Here is a 16,705-nt window from a genome sequence, read left to right as displayed (position 1 = left end):
AATTCTGTTTTGCCACTCGACATACTGCTCTCGTCTCCTTTGACCGTGAGCGGCGACTGTCGAACGAGTTGACCCCGGCCAGCGCGTCGCGTGTTCGCTGCAAGCGCGCACGCTTCTGCGAATTGAAATCTGTGTATCTAATGGGGACAACTTAATGAATAAAATATCTCGGTCAATGTGCAACGATGTCACGTGCGCATGGACAGCAGCCTCAAAGTTTATTCGCGCCTCTGCGAAAAAATCCTCCGTAAAGAATGGTGTTATTTCACTGGTTGCGGCCGGGTTTCTTTCTGCCGGAACAGCGTATGCGGCGGCGGCTCCCGTTGCGGTTTTTAATGACGCTACCGACGATACCTGTGCCGCGGTGAACGATGGCATTCCAGGCGGCGGTACCACTACCGCTCTGACTTCGCCGGCCTGCCAGGCGACCATCGGCAATAAGAGCAGTTCCCAAACTGCGCTCGCCAGCAATACGTCTCTCAACCTTATCTCGAACTCATCTGGCCTGATTGCCAGAGGTGGCCTGGAGATTTTCGGTGACGGCGTTTCTGCCGGGTCTCCCGTTGCGTACCTTCATGGTCAGCTCAGTCTGTTTAGCAATGGCACGACCTCGGGCACCGCGAACAAGATTATTGGTGTGGCGGCGGGCACGGTGTCGGCGGCTAGCACGGACGCCGTGAACGGCAGCCAACTGTACGGCGTTTCGCAAAGCGTCGCGGGTGCATTGGGCGGCAACTCGACTGTGAATCCGGATGGTTCGGTCGCGAGACCGCAATACGACATCGGAGGCAGCACGTTCTATACCGTCGGCGATGCGCTGAATAATCTGGACGGCCGCACAGCGCAGAATACCGACAGCATCGCGAATATCAACAGCATCCTGAACAACATCGGCGGTGGTGCGGGCATCATGTATTTCCACTCGAACTCGACGCTGGTGGATTCGCAGGCAATGGGGGTGGATTCAGTGGCGATCGGCGGCAACGCGCAGGCCTGGGACGAAGGCTCGGTCGCCCTGGGCGCGAACTCGGTGGCGAATCGTCCCAATTCGGTGTCGGTCGGCTCAGTGGGCATGGAACGGCAGATCACCAACGTCGCAGCCGGTACGGCCGATACCGACGCGGTAAACGTATCGCAGTTGAAGGCGGCTGGCCTCGTGGACAAGAATGGCAACGCAAATGCCGCGGTCATTTACGACCATAACGCCGACGGTTCGGTCGACTACGGTAGCGTGACAATGGGCGGCGGCGCCTCGGGCGGCACGACAATCCACAACGTGGCGGCAGGTGTGGCCGATACCGACGCAGTGAATGTCGCCCAGATGAACGCGGCGCTCGGCGCCGTAGCGAATGTTGCGGTCAATGCCACGAATCCGCTTTTCACGGCGAGCGGTGATCGCAATGCGGAAGCAGCAATGGCAAGCGGCACGCATGCTACGGCGATGGGCGCCAACGCCTCGGCTGCGGGTGTCAATGCGGTTGCAGTGGGTGCAGGCTCGGCCGCGCAGGCTGACAACTCGGTCGCGCTAGGTGCGAACTCGGTGGCCGACCGTGCCAACTCGGTATCGGTGGGTGCGGTGGGTAGCGAACGTCAGGTGACGAACGTTGCGGCCGGGCAGCAGGGCACCGACGCGGTCAACGTGGACCAGTTGAACGCGGCCACAACGCAGGCGAATAGCTACACGGACACTCGCATCGCGGGTGTGCAAAACTCGATCAACGAAGTCGCGAAGAATGCCTATGCCGGCGTAGCCGCCGCTATGGCGATGCCGAACATGACGCCGTCGGGTCCAGGCAGGACCGTCGTTGCGGCCGGTGGCGGAACATACAAGGGCGCATCGGCAGCCGCGGCGGGTGTTACTTATCGCTCGCTGAGCGGCCATTGGCTTGCAAACGGCGCGGTGTCTGTGACGTCGACTGGCGACGCGGGCGTGCGCGCTCAGGTCGGTTACGAGTTCTGAGCTGGTTGCCTTGGATAGCGCACGGTAGCTGAGCTGAAATTCCCGGTGGCCGGAAGGTCACCGCTCGCGAGGCGATTATCGCTCCCACCCTGCATGCGAGTCGCGCTGCAGGGTGTTTTGTTTCTACGGACCATGCCACGCACGACGCCAAGCGTGACGCTGATCACGTCTGCGGATCGATCCTTCGACGATTGATCACTTCCTTTGCCTGCGCCAGTTTCTCCACCAACTCCGGTCCTCGGCTCAACGCTACCCCGACCGCGAGGATGTCGCCGATGGCCAGATGTGAGACGCGCGAGGTCATCGGTGAAAAGATATCCGTATCCTCGTCCACATTCGCAAAGAGTCCGACGGTCGCCAGTCGCGCGAGGGGCGAATTGCCATGCGTGATAGCAATCACCTTGGCGCCTGTGGCCAGCGCCGCCTTGACCGCATCGACGATATCGCGTGTGCGTCCCGTGTTCGAAATCGCCACCACGACGTCGCCTTCGCCTAGCAGCGACGCCGACATCAGAAACGTATGCGGGTCCGAATAGGCGACGCTCGGCATGCCGAGCCGGAAAAACTTGTGCTGCACATCGAGTGCTGCGACGCCGGAGCCGCCGGCGCCGTAAAACTCGATCCGCCGTGCTTTGGAAAGCAGTTCGATAGCCGCTGCCACGCTGTCCGACGACAGGTTATTGCGCACCTGGATCAGCGCGCCGATAGTCCGGTCCAGCACCTTGGCCGCGACGCCGGGCGCCGGCTCGTCGGGCCGAACATCGCGATAGACGACCGGCACCTCCGCAGCGATGCCTTGCGCGAGCCGGATCTTGAACTCCCGAAAGCCCGAAAAGCCGAGCGCATGGCAAAAGCGCGCAATGGTCGGCTGACTCACGCCTGCACGGGCGGCCACCTCGTTCATCGACAGATCCAGTACTTCGCGCGGCGCTTCGATCACGTAGTCGGCTAACTTCCGTTCGGACGGGCGCAACTGCTCGCGCATCGCTTCCACCTGGGACAGCATCATTGGAAAACTCGCACTATGCTGAAGAATGCGTGGACTATAGCTGATTGCTGAAAATGTACAAAAACTACATTTCGCGCTGTAGGTGTATTCCCTAAGTGATTCGCGCTTTTGGTCGAACGGCTTTGTAGTGGGCGTTTCATGGAATTCCGGGCGATGGAAAATGGAAAGATGGTCGCATTGCGATCGTGTAGTTTTTCTACTAAACTCTCGATGTCGGTCTAATCCGACGTCCCCGCGATCCCCACCTGGCCCCGCGCATGTTCGCCCCAGCCAGCGACGAAGGAGCTTCGATGGTTTCCCCGCATTCGCAATTGCTCAAGGTTACGCAACGCGTGATCGACCGCAGCAAGCCTACCCGCGACGCCTACCTGGCCCGCATCGATAAAGCCCAAGGCAAGTTTCCGGTGCGTGGCGCGCTGTCCTGCGCGAATCTTGCACACGGCTTTGCCGGCCTCGAAGGTAACGACAAGCTCGTGATCAAGCAGATCCGCGAGCCGAATATCGGCATCGTGTCGTCGTACAACGAGATGCTGTCGGCCCACGCGCCCTTCAAGAATTATCCCGATCTGATCAAGCAGGCCGCCCGTGAAAACGGCGGGGTGGCGCAATTCGCGGGCGGTGTGCCGGCCATGTGCGATGGCGTCACGCAGGGCAACGCGGGCATGGAACTGTCGCTGTTCTCGCGTGAAGTGATTGCGATGAGCACGGCGGTCGCGCTCACGCACAACATGTTCGACGCGGCGCTGTGTCTCGGGATCTGCGACAAGATCGTGCCGGGTCTGCTGATTGGTGCGCTGCAGTTTGGCCACATCCCGACCATCTTCGTGCCGGCTGGCCCGATGACGAGTGGTCTGGGCAACGACGACAAGGCGAAGGTGCGCCAGCAGTTCGCGACCGGTCATTGTGACCGCAGCGCGCTGCTCGAAGCGGAAGCCGCTGCGTATCACAGCCACGGCACCTGCACGTTCTACGGCACGGCCAACAGCAACCAGATGCTGATGGAAGTGATGGGCCTGCATCTGCCGGGTTCGGCATTTGTGCATCCGCACACGCCGCTGCGAGATGCACTTACGGCACAGGCTGCGCGTCGCGTGCTCGACCTGACGGTGGAACGCGGCAATTACACGCCGATCGGTCACGTGGTCGACGAGAAGGCGATCGTCAACGGCATCGTTGCGTTGCTGGCGACGGGCGGTTCGACCAATCACACGCTGCACCTCGTGGCGATTGCGCGTGCGGCGGGCATCGTGATCGACTGGGACGACTTCGATCAGTTGTCACAAAACGTGCCGCTACTGGCGAAGATCTATCCGAACGGCAAGGCCGACGTGAACCACTTCCACGCGGCGGGCGGCGTGGCGTTCCTGGTCCGCAATCTGCTGGAAGGGGGCTTGCTGCACGAAGACGTCAACACCGTGGCGGGCAAGGGGCTTCATCACTACACGGAAGAGCCCAAGCTGCTCGACGGCAAGCTGACGTGGGTACCGGGCGTGACGGAGAGCCAGGAAACGGCTGTGCTGCGCGGCCTCAAGGAACCGTTCCAGGCTGACGGCGGTCTGCGGCTGATGCAGGGCAAGCTGGGCCGTGGCGTGATCAAGATTTCGGCGGTTGCGGCGCAGCATCGCAAGGTGAAGGCGCCGGCGATCGTGTTCGATTCGCAGGAAGCGGTGCAGGAAGCCTTCGATAAAGGCGAACTGAAGCGCGACTTCGTGGCCGTCGTCCGCTTCCAGGGCGCTCGTGCAAACGGCATGCCCGAGCTGCATCGTTTGACGCCGCTGCTCGGCGTGTTGCAGGATCAGGGTTTCCATGTCGCGCTGGTTACTGATGGACGCATGTCGGGTGCCTCGGGCAAGGTGCCGGCGGTGATCCACGTGTCGCCGGAAGCGTTGCTGGAAGGCCCGATCGGCAAGGTGCGCGATGGCGACATGCTGGTGATCGACGCCGAAGCGGGCGTGCTCGACGTCGAAATCGATGCGGCCGAATGGGCGGCGCGGCCTGAGGCCGTCCCGCAGCATCAGGCGGAAAACGAAGTCGGCTTCGGCCGCGAACTGTTTGGCGTCTTCCGTGCGGCCGCTGCGCCCGCGGAACTGGGCGCTTCGGTATTTGGTCCGATGGTGGGCGAAGTTCACGCAAGCGTTCACCCAAGCCACGAACTGCAGAAACAAGGAGTCTGACTATGACGGCAAAGAAAGTAAGCGACATCGTGCGCCTCGGCCCGGTGATTCCGGTGCTGGCGTTCGACTCGGCGGAACAGGGCGAGAACGTGTCGCGCGCACTGCATGCTGGTGGCGTAAAGGTGCTCGAGATCACGCTGCGTACGGCGGCCGGTCTGGAAGCCATCGAACGCGCGAGCCATCTGGCGGAAGACATCGTCGTCGGCGTCGGCACGATCACGAGGCCGGAGCACTGCGCGCAAGCCAAGAAGGCTGGCGCACAGTTCGGCGTGTCGCCGGGCCTCACGAGGGAGATGCACCAGGCTGCGCAGGATGCCGGCTTACCGCTGCTGCCGGGCGTGATGACGCCGTCCGACATCATCGTCGCGCTGGAACTCGGCTATGAGATCGTCAAATTCTTCCCGGCCCAACAGGCCGGTGGCGTGCCGATGCTGCAGGCCTTCCACGGCCCGTTCCCGGCCCTGAAGTTCTGTCCGACCGGCGGGATTACGGCTGAAACCGCCCCCAATTTCCTCGCACTGCCGAACGTTGTGTGCGTGGGCGGCTCCTGGCTCACGCCGAAGGCCGCACTCGCGGCGCAGAACTGGGATGAAGTCACGCGTCTCGCCCGTGCGGCAAGCGAACTTGCTGCACCGGCGCATTGAGTTCGGACTGAGTCGAACCGAATGATGCTGGAGGTGGGACAGCAAGCACCAGCATCCACGTAAGCAGTAGATGGAGCAGAGAGTGACGTCAGAGTCCGGCTGCATCCGAAGAAGCCTCGCCGCTGCAGCCGTTAAGGCCGCGACGGCGAGGCTTCTTTTTAATCCGCGTGCAGAGTTTCCGCGCGCTCATCCTCAAACAGACAGTAAAATTGGCGTCCACGTGATTACCGGTGACACTGCCGTTTCACGTCAGGCGTAGAGACAGGCAGCGCGAGAAAGTTTGCACCGCGTTTGCAACTAGAACCAACAATGCAAAAGGAGGAGCTCCATGGGAGCTAGCCATGGCAGCTTGCTGCTGATTTACGCGGTGGTCGCCATCGCCGCGTTGATCCTGCTGATTACGCGCTACAAGGTCTATCCGTTCCTCGTCCTGATCATCGTGTCGCTGCTGCTTGGTCTTGTGGCCGGCATGCCAATGGGCACGATCGTCAAGTCGTTCGAGACCGGCAACGGCAACACGCTCGGGCACATTGCGATCGTGGTTGGACTCGGCACCATGCTCGGCAAGATGATGGCCGAATCCGGCGGGGCGGAACGCATTGCGACGACGTTGATTGACAAGTTCGGCGAAAAGCATATCCACTGGGCGATGATGGTCGTGGCGATCATCGTCGGTTTGCCGGTGTTCTTTGAAGTGGGCTTCGTGCTGCTGATTCCGATTGCGTTCAACGTCGCGAAGCGAACCGGCAAGTCGCTGTTGCTGATCGGTTTACCGATGATCGCCGGTTTGTCCGTCGTGCACGGGCTGATTCCGCCGCACCCTGCCGCGATGCTCGCCGTGCAGGCGTATCACGCGGACATTGGCAAGACGATCGTGTTTGGCCTGATCGTGGGTGTGCCCTGTGCGATTGTCGCGGGGCCGCTGTTCGCGCTGCTGGTCAGCCGCTACATCAAGTTGCCCGAGCATAATCCTCTGGCTGCTCAATTTCTCGGCTCGGCTGGCGACGACAAGGCAACGAAGCGTGAGCTGCCGAGCTTTGGCATCACGCTGTTCACGATTTTGCTGCCGGTGATTCTGATGTTGATCGGCAGTTGGGCGGACCTTGTGTTCGCCCCAAAGACCTTGCCGAATGACTTGCTGCATTTCGTCGGCAACTCGGATGTGGCGTTGCTGATCGCGGTGCTCGTCAGCTTCTGGACGTTCGGCGCGAAGCGCGGCTTCAATCGCGAGCAGATCCAGAAGTTCTGCGGAGAGTGTCTGGCGCCGATCGCCGGCATTACACTGATCGTCGGTGCTGGCGGTGGCTTCGGACGTGTGCTGATGGATAGCGGTATTTCGAAGGAAATCGTCAATGCGGCGACTGCGGCGCATCTGTCGCCGCTGGTGTTTGCCTGGTGCGTGGCCGCGCTGATCCGTCTTGCCACAGGTTCGGCTACGGTTGCCATGACGACGGCCTGCGGCATCGTCGCGCCTATCGCGGCTGCGGGCGGTGTGCAGGTGCGTCCGGAGTTGCTGGTGCTGGCGACGGGTTCGGGCTCGCTGATTTTTTCACACGTCAACGACGGCGGATTCTGGTTGATCAAGGAATACTTTGGAATGACGGTGGGACAGACGTTCAAGACGTGGTCGCTGCTCGAAACCATCATTTCCTTGATGGGTTTGGGGTTGACCTTCGCGCTCGCGACGGTCCTGTAAGGAGTATTGAATGATTCTGATCGGAATGGGCGTCTCGGGCGCCGGCAAGACGCGGATCGGCGAGATGCTGGCGGAGCGCCTGCACTGCAGCTTCACCGATGGCGATGCGTTTCATAGCGCAGCCAACAAGGAGAAGATGCACAAAGGCATCCCGCTGACCGACGAAGACCGTTGGCCCTGGCTGAAGACGATTCGTGCGGCGATCGAAGAGAAGCAACGTGCGGGGGAGACGGCGGTGTTCACATGCTCGTCGCTGAAGCGCTCGTATCGCGACGTTCTGCGTGGAGGTGGTGATAAGGACGTGGTGTTTGTCTATCTGAAGGGCTCATACGAGGTGCTGCACGAGCGTCTGGCGACGCGCACCGGACACTTCTTCGATCCTTCGTTGCTGCAAAGCCAGTTGGATACGCTCGAAGAGCCGGGTGCGGATGAGGCGATTACGGTGAGTATCGAGTTGACGCCGGATGAGATCGTGGATGAAGTTTTGAAGCAGATGAAGCTTCGTTAAGATCGTATGAAGTACCGGCGCAAAGCAATGTTGCAAAGCAAGACACCGGCTCCTACGAGCACCAACGACACGAACAGATAGAGAAGTAGCGCGAGTACTTCCATGTCGTCGGGGTTTGCCAGTTCGGTATGCCCGGAAATTCTCAGTATTGCTCGGATGAACATGTCGACTCCATACGGCATGTTCATCGGTAACGTGTCAACAAAACGCACAAGGCCCAATGAGCCGGCAATCGTTACGGCGATATTTCCCAGAACCAATAACGGTCTTACAAGAATTTTTTTCATCGGACCTCGACGGTTCCGTAAGCCTTGAGCGTCGCTCCGGGAACTGGCAAATCCGGCGCGTGCGAGCGTAGGTAGCGCGAGAGGCGATCGAAGTCGGAAGGATCGACAACGGTTATACAGCCTTCGCTTAGGCGGCGCGATCCCATCGGATGCAATCGAAAGTTGCCCCGCTTGATGCCATTTATCATCGTTGAATCGCCTGTCTTCGGGTTCCATAGCATGAACCATTTTTTGTGGTCTGTTGTGCCGAGGCCGTACTCACCCCAAAGGTCGTAAAGAAATCCCAAACGACCGCCCGATTGTCGGTCAACGATATAGTAGGTCCCTTTGGGAAGCGGTCCGACATCTTCCCGGTCGACGTATGCCGGATTGTCTCGGCCGTCCTTCTGCCCTGAAAACGCCGCCATTGGGCCTGCTCCGGAACAATGAAGCCACGATGTCCGCTGGTCGTTAAGATAAAATGTACACCTGACCGCACGCATTCAAAGCTCCTCAAATCAGGTTCCAGGCGTCCTTGAAGATCAGGTTCCCATCCAGATAGGACCATTGAATTTCCTCGTACATGAACTCGACGACCTCGACGTGATTTTGATGCGCGCTCGCCTGTTCTTTTATGTTGGGTACGCGAGGAGAAACCGAAACTACCTTGACGTTGCGCATCAACATGTTGAAGTACTCTTCTTCGTAGCCCGCCTCATTGACTCGGTACCACTTTAGTTCGGCTGACGCCAACGTCATTCCCCGGGCGACTGCCTGATATAGGACCGGGGAGGACTTATCGATTTCTTTTTCTATGATCAGCGGTCGATGCGAGCGTCCCCCCATTAGCTTGCCCGTGTAACTGTCTGCTGGTGCATGCATACCATGGGACAAACTCAGTACCTCGATACTGTGTTCGCGGCCCACTACCTGGCTTGAGCCTCTGATGTCGGCGCCACCGTCGTCCTTGAGCCAAAGATGCAAGGGAATTGCCATGACGAAACCCCGTGGTCAAAAGATGTCAATGTAAGGGTTGCATCTGAGTCAATTGTTAATGTTTGTCATCGTGCCATCGCCGCTAATTCGCGCTACCTACGACTCCAAAAACAAAAATGCCGTTCAGTGTTTAACTGAACGGCATTTTTCCGAATTGTGGCGCTGCCGCTAACCGCAGCGATTACTGCCGCCCAGCTTAAGCAATCCGCTTGGCCAGTTCAATCGCCTTGCCCACATACGAAGCCGGCGTCATGGCCAGCAAGCGTTCCTTCGCATCCGCAGGAATATTCAACCCGCCAATAAACGTCTGCAGCGCCTCGCGCGTAATACCCTTGCCGCGCGTGAGTTCCTTCAACTGCTCGTACGGATTCTCGATGCCGTAACGGCGCATCACGGTTTGCACCGGTTCAGCCAGCACTTCCCAGCAGTTATCCAGATCTTCGTTCAGACGCGCGGGGTTCACTTCGAGCTTGTCCAGACCGCGGATCAACGCGTCATACGCCAGCAGCGAGTAGCCAAACGCGACGCCGATATTGCGCAGCACGGTCGAGTCGGTCAGATCGCGCTGCCAGCGCGAGATAGGCAGCTTGTCTGCCAGATGCCGCAACGTTGCATTCGCCAGCCCGAGGTTGCCTTCCGAGTTTTCGAAGTCGATCGGATTGACCTTGTGCGGCATCGTCGACGAACCGATCTCGCCAGCCTTCAGACGTTGCTTGAAGTAGCCGAGCGAGATATAACCCCACACGTCGCGATCCAGATCCAGCAGGATCGTGTTGGCGCGCGAGACGGCGTCGAACAGCTCGGCCATATAGTCGTGCGGTTCGATCTGGATCGTGTACGGATTGAACTTGAGCTTCAGACGCTTCTCGACCACTTCGCGCGAAAACGCTTCCCAGTCGAACTCAGGATAGGCGGACAAATGAGCATTGAAGTTGCCCACCGCGCCGTTCATCTTGCCGAGCAGTTCCACGTTTTCGATACGCTCGATCGCGCGCGAGAGACGCGCTGCGACGTTGGCGATTTCCTTGCCGAGCGTGGTCGGGCTGGCCGGTTGACCGTGCGTGCGCGACAGCAGCGGTTGCGCGGCTTGCGCATGCGCGAGCGCGACGAGACGCGCGTGCACCGAACGCAGCGCCGGCACGATTACGTGCTCACGCGCACCCGCGAGCATCAGGCCGTGCGACGTGTTGTTGATGTCTTCCGAGGTGCAGGCGAAGTGGATGAACTCGCTCGCGCGTTCCAGTTCCGGCTGACCCTTCACCGATTCCTTGAGCCAGTATTCGACGGCCTTCACGTCATGGTTGGTGACGCGCTCGATTTCCTTGATGCGAGCGGCGTCGTGCGCGGTGAAGCGCTCGGCCAGTTGCAGCAGGAATTGCTCGGACGCCGCGGAGAAGCGGGGCACCTCAGCGAAACCGGCCTGCGACAGCGCGATCAGCCAATGGATTTCGACCGTCACGCGATGGCGCATGAACGCGGCTTCCGAAAGCCATTCGCGCAGGGCTTCGGTTTTCGACGCGTAGCGGCCGTCGAGCGGGGAGAGCGCGGTGAGCGCGAACAGGGTATCGGAGCGGGTGTCGGACATGATGGAGGCGTGAGCGCTCGGTGAGCAGATCGAAACGGAGGGAACCCGGAATTTTACCACCGGACGGGCATGCTCCTGATTCGCCGGCCTATTGCTGCTAACACCGGCTATTGCGTCAAACGTCGCGGCGCCGGCATCGCCCCGCTAGAATGCTGACTTCTCCTCCCCTGCAGGCCGCACGCTCCGCATGGAACTGAAATGGCTCGAAGACTTCGTTTCGCTTGCGGAAACCCGCAGCTTTAGCCGTTCTGCGGAGTTGCGGCACGTCACGCAACCCGCATTTTCACGCCGTATTCAGGCGCTTGAAGCGTGGCTCGGCACGGAACTGATCGATCGTTCGGTTTATCCGACGCGGCTCACGGCCGCGGGCCAGGTGTTCTACGAGCAGGCCTTGGCGATGCTCTCGCAGTTCCACGAAGCACGTACGCTGTTGCGCGGACACACGGCGACGCCTGCTGCGACGATCGAGTTCGCGGTGCCGCATACGCTCTCGCTCACGTACTTTCCGCGCTGGTTGCAACGCATCGAGGCGCAGTTAGGTCCCGTGCATACCCGCCTGCGCGCGCTTAACGTGCACGACGCGGTGCTCTCGCTGGTGGAAGGCGGCTGCGATCTGGTGATGGGCTACCATCATCCGAGCCAACCCGTAGCGCTTGACCCCGCGCGTTACGACATGCTCACGCTCGGCATCGAGCCGATCAGTCCGTTCTCCGCTCCGGGCCGTGCGGGTCGTCCGCGCTACACGTTGCCGGGCACACCTGACGAGCCAGCACCTTATCTGTCGTACACGCCGAACGCGTACCTTGGCCGCATGACGGAGGTGATCATCGCCAATGCGCCGACGCGTCTGTCGCTGGACCGTCTTTACGAAACCGACATGGCCGAGGGACTCAAGGCGATGGCGCTGGCTGGCCACGGCATTGCCTTTTTGCCGCATAGTGCGGTGGAAGATGCAGTTGCCGAGGGCAAGCTGATCCGCCTCGACCGTGCAACGCGCGGCACCGTGGAAGGACAGTTCACATTGACCATGGAGATTCGTCTGTATCGCGACAAGCTCGCGGTGCAGGGCGACGATGCGCGTCACGTGCTGGCGCGCAAGCTCTGGGACACGGTCACCGGCGAACTCGCTCAGGACGCGGTGTAAGGTCGTCGCAAGCCCATCATGTGCGCTATATGCGGCGAGACGCTCGTCGTTGCGACGGCGTATTGTTACGCTCTGCGCGACAGGTTTTTGCGGAATTTCAACGTTATGCACGAAAGACATAACGGGATGACCAAACGGCATTGGATTTCAAATTGGCGTTTTTCGACAATGTCGTCATTCGGTCAAAACGCTTGGAGCGTTCATGTCATCCCAACCGCAGTCCGCATCGTCGTTGCAATCCGTCCCGTCCTATCTGAATAGCGATAACCTCGGCCCTTGGGGCAACTATCTTCGCCAGGTCGATCGCGTCGCGCCGTATCTCGGCTCGCTGTCGCGCTGGCTCGAAACCCTCAAGCGTCCGAAGCGCATTCTCATCGTCGATGTACCCATCGAACTCGATAACGGCACCGTGGCTCACTTCGAAGGCTATCGCGTGCAGCACAACGTGTCGCGCGGTCCGGGTAAGGGTGGCGTGCGTTATCACCAGGACGTGACGCTGTCGGAAGTGATGGCACTGTCCGCGTGGATGTCGGTCAAGAACGCGGCTGTGAACGTGCCGTACGGCGGCGCCAAGGGTGGTATCCGTGTCGATCCGCGCACGCTCTCGCGTGGTGAGCTCGAGCGCGTCACGCGCCGCTATACCAGCGAAATCGGCATCATCATCGGACCGAATACCGACATCCCCGCGCCGGACGTGAACACGAACGAGCAGATCATGGCGTGGATGATGGACACGTACTCCATGAACCAGGGCCAAACGGCCACCGGCGTCGTGACCGGCAAGCCGATCGCGCTCGGCGGTTCGCTGGGCCGGCGTGAAGCAACGGGTCGCGGTGTGTTCGTGGTCGCTGCGGAAGCGGCACGCCGTATCGGTGTCGATATCGAAGGCGCACGCATCGCCGTGCAGGGCTTCGGTAATGTGGGCGGCATCGCCGCACGCCTGTTCCAGGAAGCCGGCGCGAAGGTCGTGGCGGTGCAGGATCACACGGGCACGATCTTCAAATCGGCGGGTATCGATGCCGTGGCGCTATTTGCGTACGTGGCGAAGAATGGCGGCGTGGGTGGCTTCCCTGAAGCGGACACGATCGCGAACGAAGATTTCTGGACCGTTGAGTCGGACATCCTGATCCCGGCCGCTTTGGAAAACCAGATCACCGAGAAGAACGCCGGCAAGATCAAGACGAAGATCGTCGTGGAAGGTGCAAACGGCCCGACCACCACCGCGGCGGACGACATCCTGCATGACAAGGGCATCCTCGTGATCCCGGACGTGGTGGCGAATGCCGGTGGCGTGACCGTGTCGTACTTCGAATGGGTGCAGGATTTCTCAAGCTTCTTCTGGACCGAGGACGAGATCAACCAGCGTCTCGAGCGCGTGATGCGCGAAGCGTTTGCCGCGGTGTGGCAAGTGTCGAGCGAGCAGAAGGTTTCGGTACGTACTGCAGCGTTTATCGTCGCCTGTAAGCGCATCCTCGAAGCGCGCGAACTGCGTGGCCTGTATCCCTGATCGGACAGTATCCCTTTCCCCTGTCACGCGGCCGATGCACACGGCCGCGGGTCTCCTCGACGGGCGGCATCGTAATGATGCCGTCCGTTTTTTTCGTTGATGCATTGCCCTGGCGCATGCAACCGGGTACGCCCGAAGGGCCTGGCGAGTTACCCTGTAATGCCTTGTGCTACAGGAATAGTGTCAATTCAATTACAGTTGAACAGATACGGTTCCTTGCCGGGCTTTGCAGGGGACCGGAGTAAGCTAGGCGCTCAAAGCGCTAGCTCTGGTCGAGAGGAGATCACCTATGAAGGTCAGGAAGGCTGCGCTGCTGGTCGCGACACTCGGACTGTTCGCAGGGGGCGCGCACGCTCAGGAGGCCGGCACATTAAAGAAAATCAAGGATACGGGCGTCATTTCTCTCGGGTACCGCGAATCGTCGATTCCGTTTTCGTACTACGACGAACAGCAGAACGTCATTGGTTACTCGCACGAATTCATGATGAAGATCGTGGACGCGGTCAAGCAGAAACTCAACACGCCTGACCTGAAGACCAAACTGACTCCGGTCACGCCGCAAAACCGCATCCCGCTGGTGCAGAACGGCACCGTCGACCTCGAATGCGGCTCGACCACCAACAACATGGAACGCGAGCAGCAGGTCACGTTTTCAAACACCATCTTCGTGATCGGAACCCGCCTGATGACCCGCAAGGATTCGGGCATCAAGGACTGGCTGGACCTCAAGGGCAAGACAGTTGTGACGACGGCCGGCACCACCTCCGAGCGGCTCTTGCGCAGGATGAACCAGGACAAGGGCATGGGGATGAACATCATTAGCGCGAAGGATCACGAGGAGGCGTTCCAGGCGCTCGCCAGCGGCCGCGCCTCCGCATTCATGATGGACGACGCGCTGCTCGCCGGTGAGCGCGCGAAGTCGGGTCATCCAGCTGAATTCGTGATCCTCGGCGCGCCGCAGTCGGAAGAAGCGTACGGCTGCATGATGCGCAAGAACGACCCCGAGTTCAAGAAAGTGGTGGACGGAGCAATTGCGAAGATAGAGACCTCGGGCGAGGCGGACCAGATCTACCAGAAGTGGTTCGAATCGCCGATTCCACCTAAAGGCCTGAACCTGAACTTCCCCGAAAGCGACGCCATCAGGGCGCTTTTCAAAAGTCCGAACGACAAGCCTATCGACTAGCCGTGCATCCGTGCCGGGATGCCATCTCCCAGCCTTTTCCTTACGACCGCGAATATTGGCGACCGTGACGGCACGAATGTCGAAATGGTACTGTTCCCGGGTGCGCGTTATTCTGCGGTCCGTGGGACCGCGTCGAGCCTCGTCAAAGGTCTACAGAAAAAGGTTGCGAGATGATTTCTATCAAAGATGTTTCGAAGTGGTACGGTCAGTTCCAGGTACTGACCAACTGCTCGACGGAAGTCAAAAAGGGTGAAGTGGTGGTGGTGTGCGGCCCGTCGGGCTCGGGCAAGTCGACGCTGATCAAGACGGTCAACGGCCTCGAACCGTTCCAGAAAGGCGAGATCACCATTGATGGCCAATCGGTCGGCGACAAGAAGACCAATCTGTCGAAGCTGCGCGCGAAAGTCGGCATGGTGTTCCAGCATTTCGAACTGTTCCCGCATCTCTCGATCACAGAAAATCTGACGCTCGCGCAGATCAAGGTGCTGGGCCGCTCGAAGGACGAAGCGGCCGCGAAGGCGTTGAAGCTGCTGGAGCGCGTCGGACTGCGCGCGCATGCGGACAAGTTTCCGGGGCAATTGTCGGGCGGTCAGCAGCAGCGTGTGGCGATTGCCCGCGCGCTCTCAATGGACCCGATCGCGATGCTGTTCGACGAACCCACCTCGGCGCTCGACCCCGAGATGATCAACGAAGTGCTTGACGTGATGGTCGAGCTTGCGCAGGAAGGCATGACGATGATGTGCGTCACGCACGAAATGGGCTTCGCCAAGAAGGTCGCGCACCGCGTGATCTTCATGGACAAGGGCTTGATCGTCGAAGACGATCGTAAGGAGGACTTCTTTGCTAATCCGAAGTCGGATCGGGCGAAGGATTTTCTGGCGAAGATCCTGCACTGATGCGCTGAGCGCGAGCGCCGGTTAAACGGCTGTTCGTTTGGCTCAGGACTCGAAGGCTGCGGCGTCGTCCGCGGCTTCGACGTCGAGCGTGACGGATTCGAGCGATGGCGTGGGATGGATAGACGCAGTCGCCATCGCGGCCGAAGCCGACGCATCCAGCGCCGGATTGCGCAGCTTCTCGAGCACACACGGCGGTACCGGCACATTCACGCGGCCCACGACTTCGCCGTGCTGGAACATCAACAGATCGCCGGGCTTGAACGCGGTCCACACTTCATTGTCGGTCAGTGGCGCGGTGGCGATGACCGCGACGCGGTCTTCCGGCGTGGTGTACTTGGCGAAATCGATCGACACGTCCGCGTCGACCAGATGCGCGGTCGAGAACGGCCAGCGGCGCACGATGTAGTGCAGGTTGGTCGAGCAATGCGCGAACAACGCCTGTCCGTTGGACATCAAAAAGTTAAATACCCCGAACTGTGTAATCTCGCGCGTAAGCGTGCCGAGCGCTTCAAACAGTTCGTTGAGCGGAGGCTGCGTGCTCGGGAAAGCCTTACGCAATCCTTGCAGCAACGCGCAGAAGGCGAGTTCGCTGTCGGTGGTGCCGACCGGCTGGTAGACACCGGTCAGAAACGGCGAATAGTTATTCAGGTCGCCGTTGTGCGCGAAGATCCAGTGACGGCCCCACAGTTCGCGCATGAACGGGTGGCAGTTCTCCAGCTGGATATGGCCTTGCGTCGCTTTGCGAATATGCGCGATGGTGTTCTTCGATTTGATCGGGTAGCGCTTGACCATCTCGGCGATCGGCGAGGTGGCCGACGATTGATGGTCGATGAAGAGCCGGCAAGCCTTGTCTTCGAAGAAGGCGATGCCCCAGCCGTCCGCGTGATGATCCGTGACGCCGCCGCGCGCGGCAAAGCCGGTGAACGAGAACGTAACGTCCGTCGGCGCGGCGCAGTTCATTCCGAGGAGTTGGCACATAGTACTGAAGCGGAGCGTCTTAACGGGGTGAACCGTTACAATGATGATTTCCAAGCATATCACCGAGCCAGGCGCGTCAAATAGCTAAATTGATCTATGTATAGGCCGTAACTTGCGGTTTGTTCACGTCAATCCTGTTGCGCCGGGCAGGTCAACTTC

The 16,705-nt window shown here is 60.0% G+C and carries 15 protein-coding genes and 1 pseudogene; 10 read left to right on the top strand and 6 right to left on the bottom strand.

Annotated features, from left to right (window positions below):
• Positions 1–364: 364 nt before the first annotated feature.
• Positions 365–1,960 (top strand): YadA family autotransporter adhesin, encoded by a 1,596-nt coding sequence (locus tag BUS06_RS00295; protein WP_254368711.1) that lies wholly within the window; start codon positions 365–367, stop codon positions 1,958–1,960.
• 163 nt (positions 1,961–2,123) lie between these two features.
• Here the strand turns inward: BUS06_RS00295 and BUS06_RS00290 are convergent, their stop codons facing one another.
• The gene (locus BUS06_RS00290; RefSeq protein ID WP_074262467.1) at positions 2,124–2,969 is read right to left on the bottom strand and encodes a MurR/RpiR family transcriptional regulator; all 846 of its coding nucleotides are present in this window, start codon (positions 2,967–2,969) and stop codon (positions 2,124–2,126) included.
• 290 nt (positions 2,970–3,259) lie between these two features.
• Here BUS06_RS00290 and edd point away from each other — a divergent pair, with 290 nt between their 5' ends.
• The 4 genes from edd (at position 3,260) to BUS06_RS00270 (ending at position 7,991) form a co-directional block, all read left to right on the top strand.
• The gene (gene edd / locus BUS06_RS00285; RefSeq protein ID WP_074262466.1) at positions 3,260–5,143 is read left to right on the top strand and encodes a phosphogluconate dehydratase; all 1,884 of its coding nucleotides are present in this window, start codon (positions 3,260–3,262) and stop codon (positions 5,141–5,143) included.
• A gap of 2 nt (positions 5,144–5,145) precedes the next feature.
• On the top strand, positions 5,146–5,787 hold the full coding sequence (eda, locus tag BUS06_RS00280) for a bifunctional 4-hydroxy-2-oxoglutarate aldolase/2-dehydro-3-deoxy-phosphogluconate aldolase (protein WP_074262465.1): 642 nt from the start codon (positions 5,146–5,148) through the stop codon (positions 5,785–5,787).
• Positions 5,788–6,115: 328 nt separating this feature from the next.
• Positions 6,116–7,483: a GntP family permease gene (locus tag BUS06_RS00275; protein WP_074262464.1), complete on the top strand. Its 1,368-nt coding sequence runs from the start codon at positions 6,116–6,118 to the stop codon at positions 7,481–7,483.
• A 10-nt stretch (positions 7,484–7,493) separates the two neighbouring features.
• On the top strand, positions 7,494–7,991 hold the full coding sequence (locus BUS06_RS00270) for a gluconokinase (protein ID WP_074262463.1): 498 nt from the start codon (positions 7,494–7,496) through the stop codon (positions 7,989–7,991).
• Here the strand turns inward: BUS06_RS00270 and BUS06_RS38100 are convergent.
• The 4 genes from BUS06_RS38100 to purB all read right to left on the bottom strand — a co-directional run bounded on the left by BUS06_RS38100 (position 7,988) and on the right by purB (position 10,838).
• Positions 7,988–8,278, bottom strand: coding sequence for a hypothetical protein (locus tag BUS06_RS38100; protein ID WP_254368710.1), 291 nt, complete (start codon positions 8,276–8,278; stop codon positions 7,988–7,990). The genes BUS06_RS00270 and BUS06_RS38100 overlap by 4 nt on opposite strands.
• Complete coding sequence (locus tag BUS06_RS00260) at positions 8,275–8,760, bottom strand: DUF2778 domain-containing protein (protein WP_074262462.1); 486 nt, start codon at positions 8,758–8,760, stop codon at positions 8,275–8,277. Before BUS06_RS00260 ends, BUS06_RS38100 begins: the two co-directional genes overlap by 4 nt.
• 10 nt (positions 8,761–8,770) lie before the next feature.
• Entirely contained in the window at positions 8,771–9,253 is a 483-nt protein-coding gene (gene tssD, locus BUS06_RS00255) for a type VI secretion system tube protein TssD (RefSeq protein ID WP_074262461.1), read from the bottom strand.
• 196 nt (positions 9,254–9,449) lie between these two features.
• Positions 9,450–10,838, bottom strand: a complete 1,389-nt coding sequence (purB, locus tag BUS06_RS00250) for an adenylosuccinate lyase (RefSeq protein ID WP_074262460.1) — start codon at positions 10,836–10,838, stop codon at positions 9,450–9,452.
• A gap of 187 nt (positions 10,839–11,025) precedes the next feature.
• Between purB and BUS06_RS00245 the strand changes: the two genes are divergently transcribed.
• From BUS06_RS00245 to BUS06_RS00225, 5 genes and pseudogenes are all read left to right on the top strand, one after another.
• Positions 11,026–11,982: a LysR family transcriptional regulator gene (locus BUS06_RS00245; protein ID WP_074262459.1), complete on the top strand. Its 957-nt coding sequence runs from the start codon at positions 11,026–11,028 to the stop codon at positions 11,980–11,982.
• A 202-nt stretch (positions 11,983–12,184) separates the two neighbouring features.
• On the top strand, positions 12,185–13,489 hold the full coding sequence (locus BUS06_RS00240; RefSeq protein WP_074262458.1) for a Glu/Leu/Phe/Val family dehydrogenase: 1,305 nt from the start codon (positions 12,185–12,187) through the stop codon (positions 13,487–13,489).
• Positions 13,490–13,778: 289 nt separating this feature from the next.
• Entirely contained in the window at positions 13,779–14,672 is an 894-nt protein-coding gene (locus BUS06_RS00235; RefSeq protein WP_074262457.1) for a glutamate/aspartate ABC transporter substrate-binding protein, read from the top strand.
• 36 nt (positions 14,673–14,708) lie between these two features.
• Positions 14,709–14,846, top strand: a pseudogene (locus BUS06_RS00230) (amino acid ABC transporter permease); the annotation flags it as partial.
• Positions 14,843–15,568 carry an amino acid ABC transporter ATP-binding protein gene (locus tag BUS06_RS00225; protein ID WP_074262456.1) on the top strand — a complete coding sequence of 242 codons (726 nt, stop codon included), beginning with the start codon at positions 14,843–14,845 and terminating at the stop codon, positions 15,566–15,568. The pseudogene BUS06_RS00230 and the gene BUS06_RS00225, both read left to right, overlap by 4 nt.
• Before the next feature lie 42 nt (positions 15,569–15,610).
• Here the strand turns inward: BUS06_RS00225 and BUS06_RS00220 are convergent, their stop codons facing one another.
• Positions 15,611–16,546: a class II glutamine amidotransferase gene (locus BUS06_RS00220; protein WP_074262455.1), complete on the bottom strand. Its 936-nt coding sequence runs from the start codon at positions 16,544–16,546 to the stop codon at positions 15,611–15,613.
• Positions 16,547–16,705: the final 159 nt, after the last annotated feature.

It is taken from the genome of Paraburkholderia phenazinium (genome assembly GCF_900141745.1).
GTDB lineage: Bacteria > Pseudomonadota > Gammaproteobacteria > Burkholderiales > Burkholderiaceae > Paraburkholderia > Paraburkholderia phenazinium_B.
Note: the sequence above shows the minus strand (reverse complement) of the source record. Positions and strands in the feature narration are given on the sequence as shown.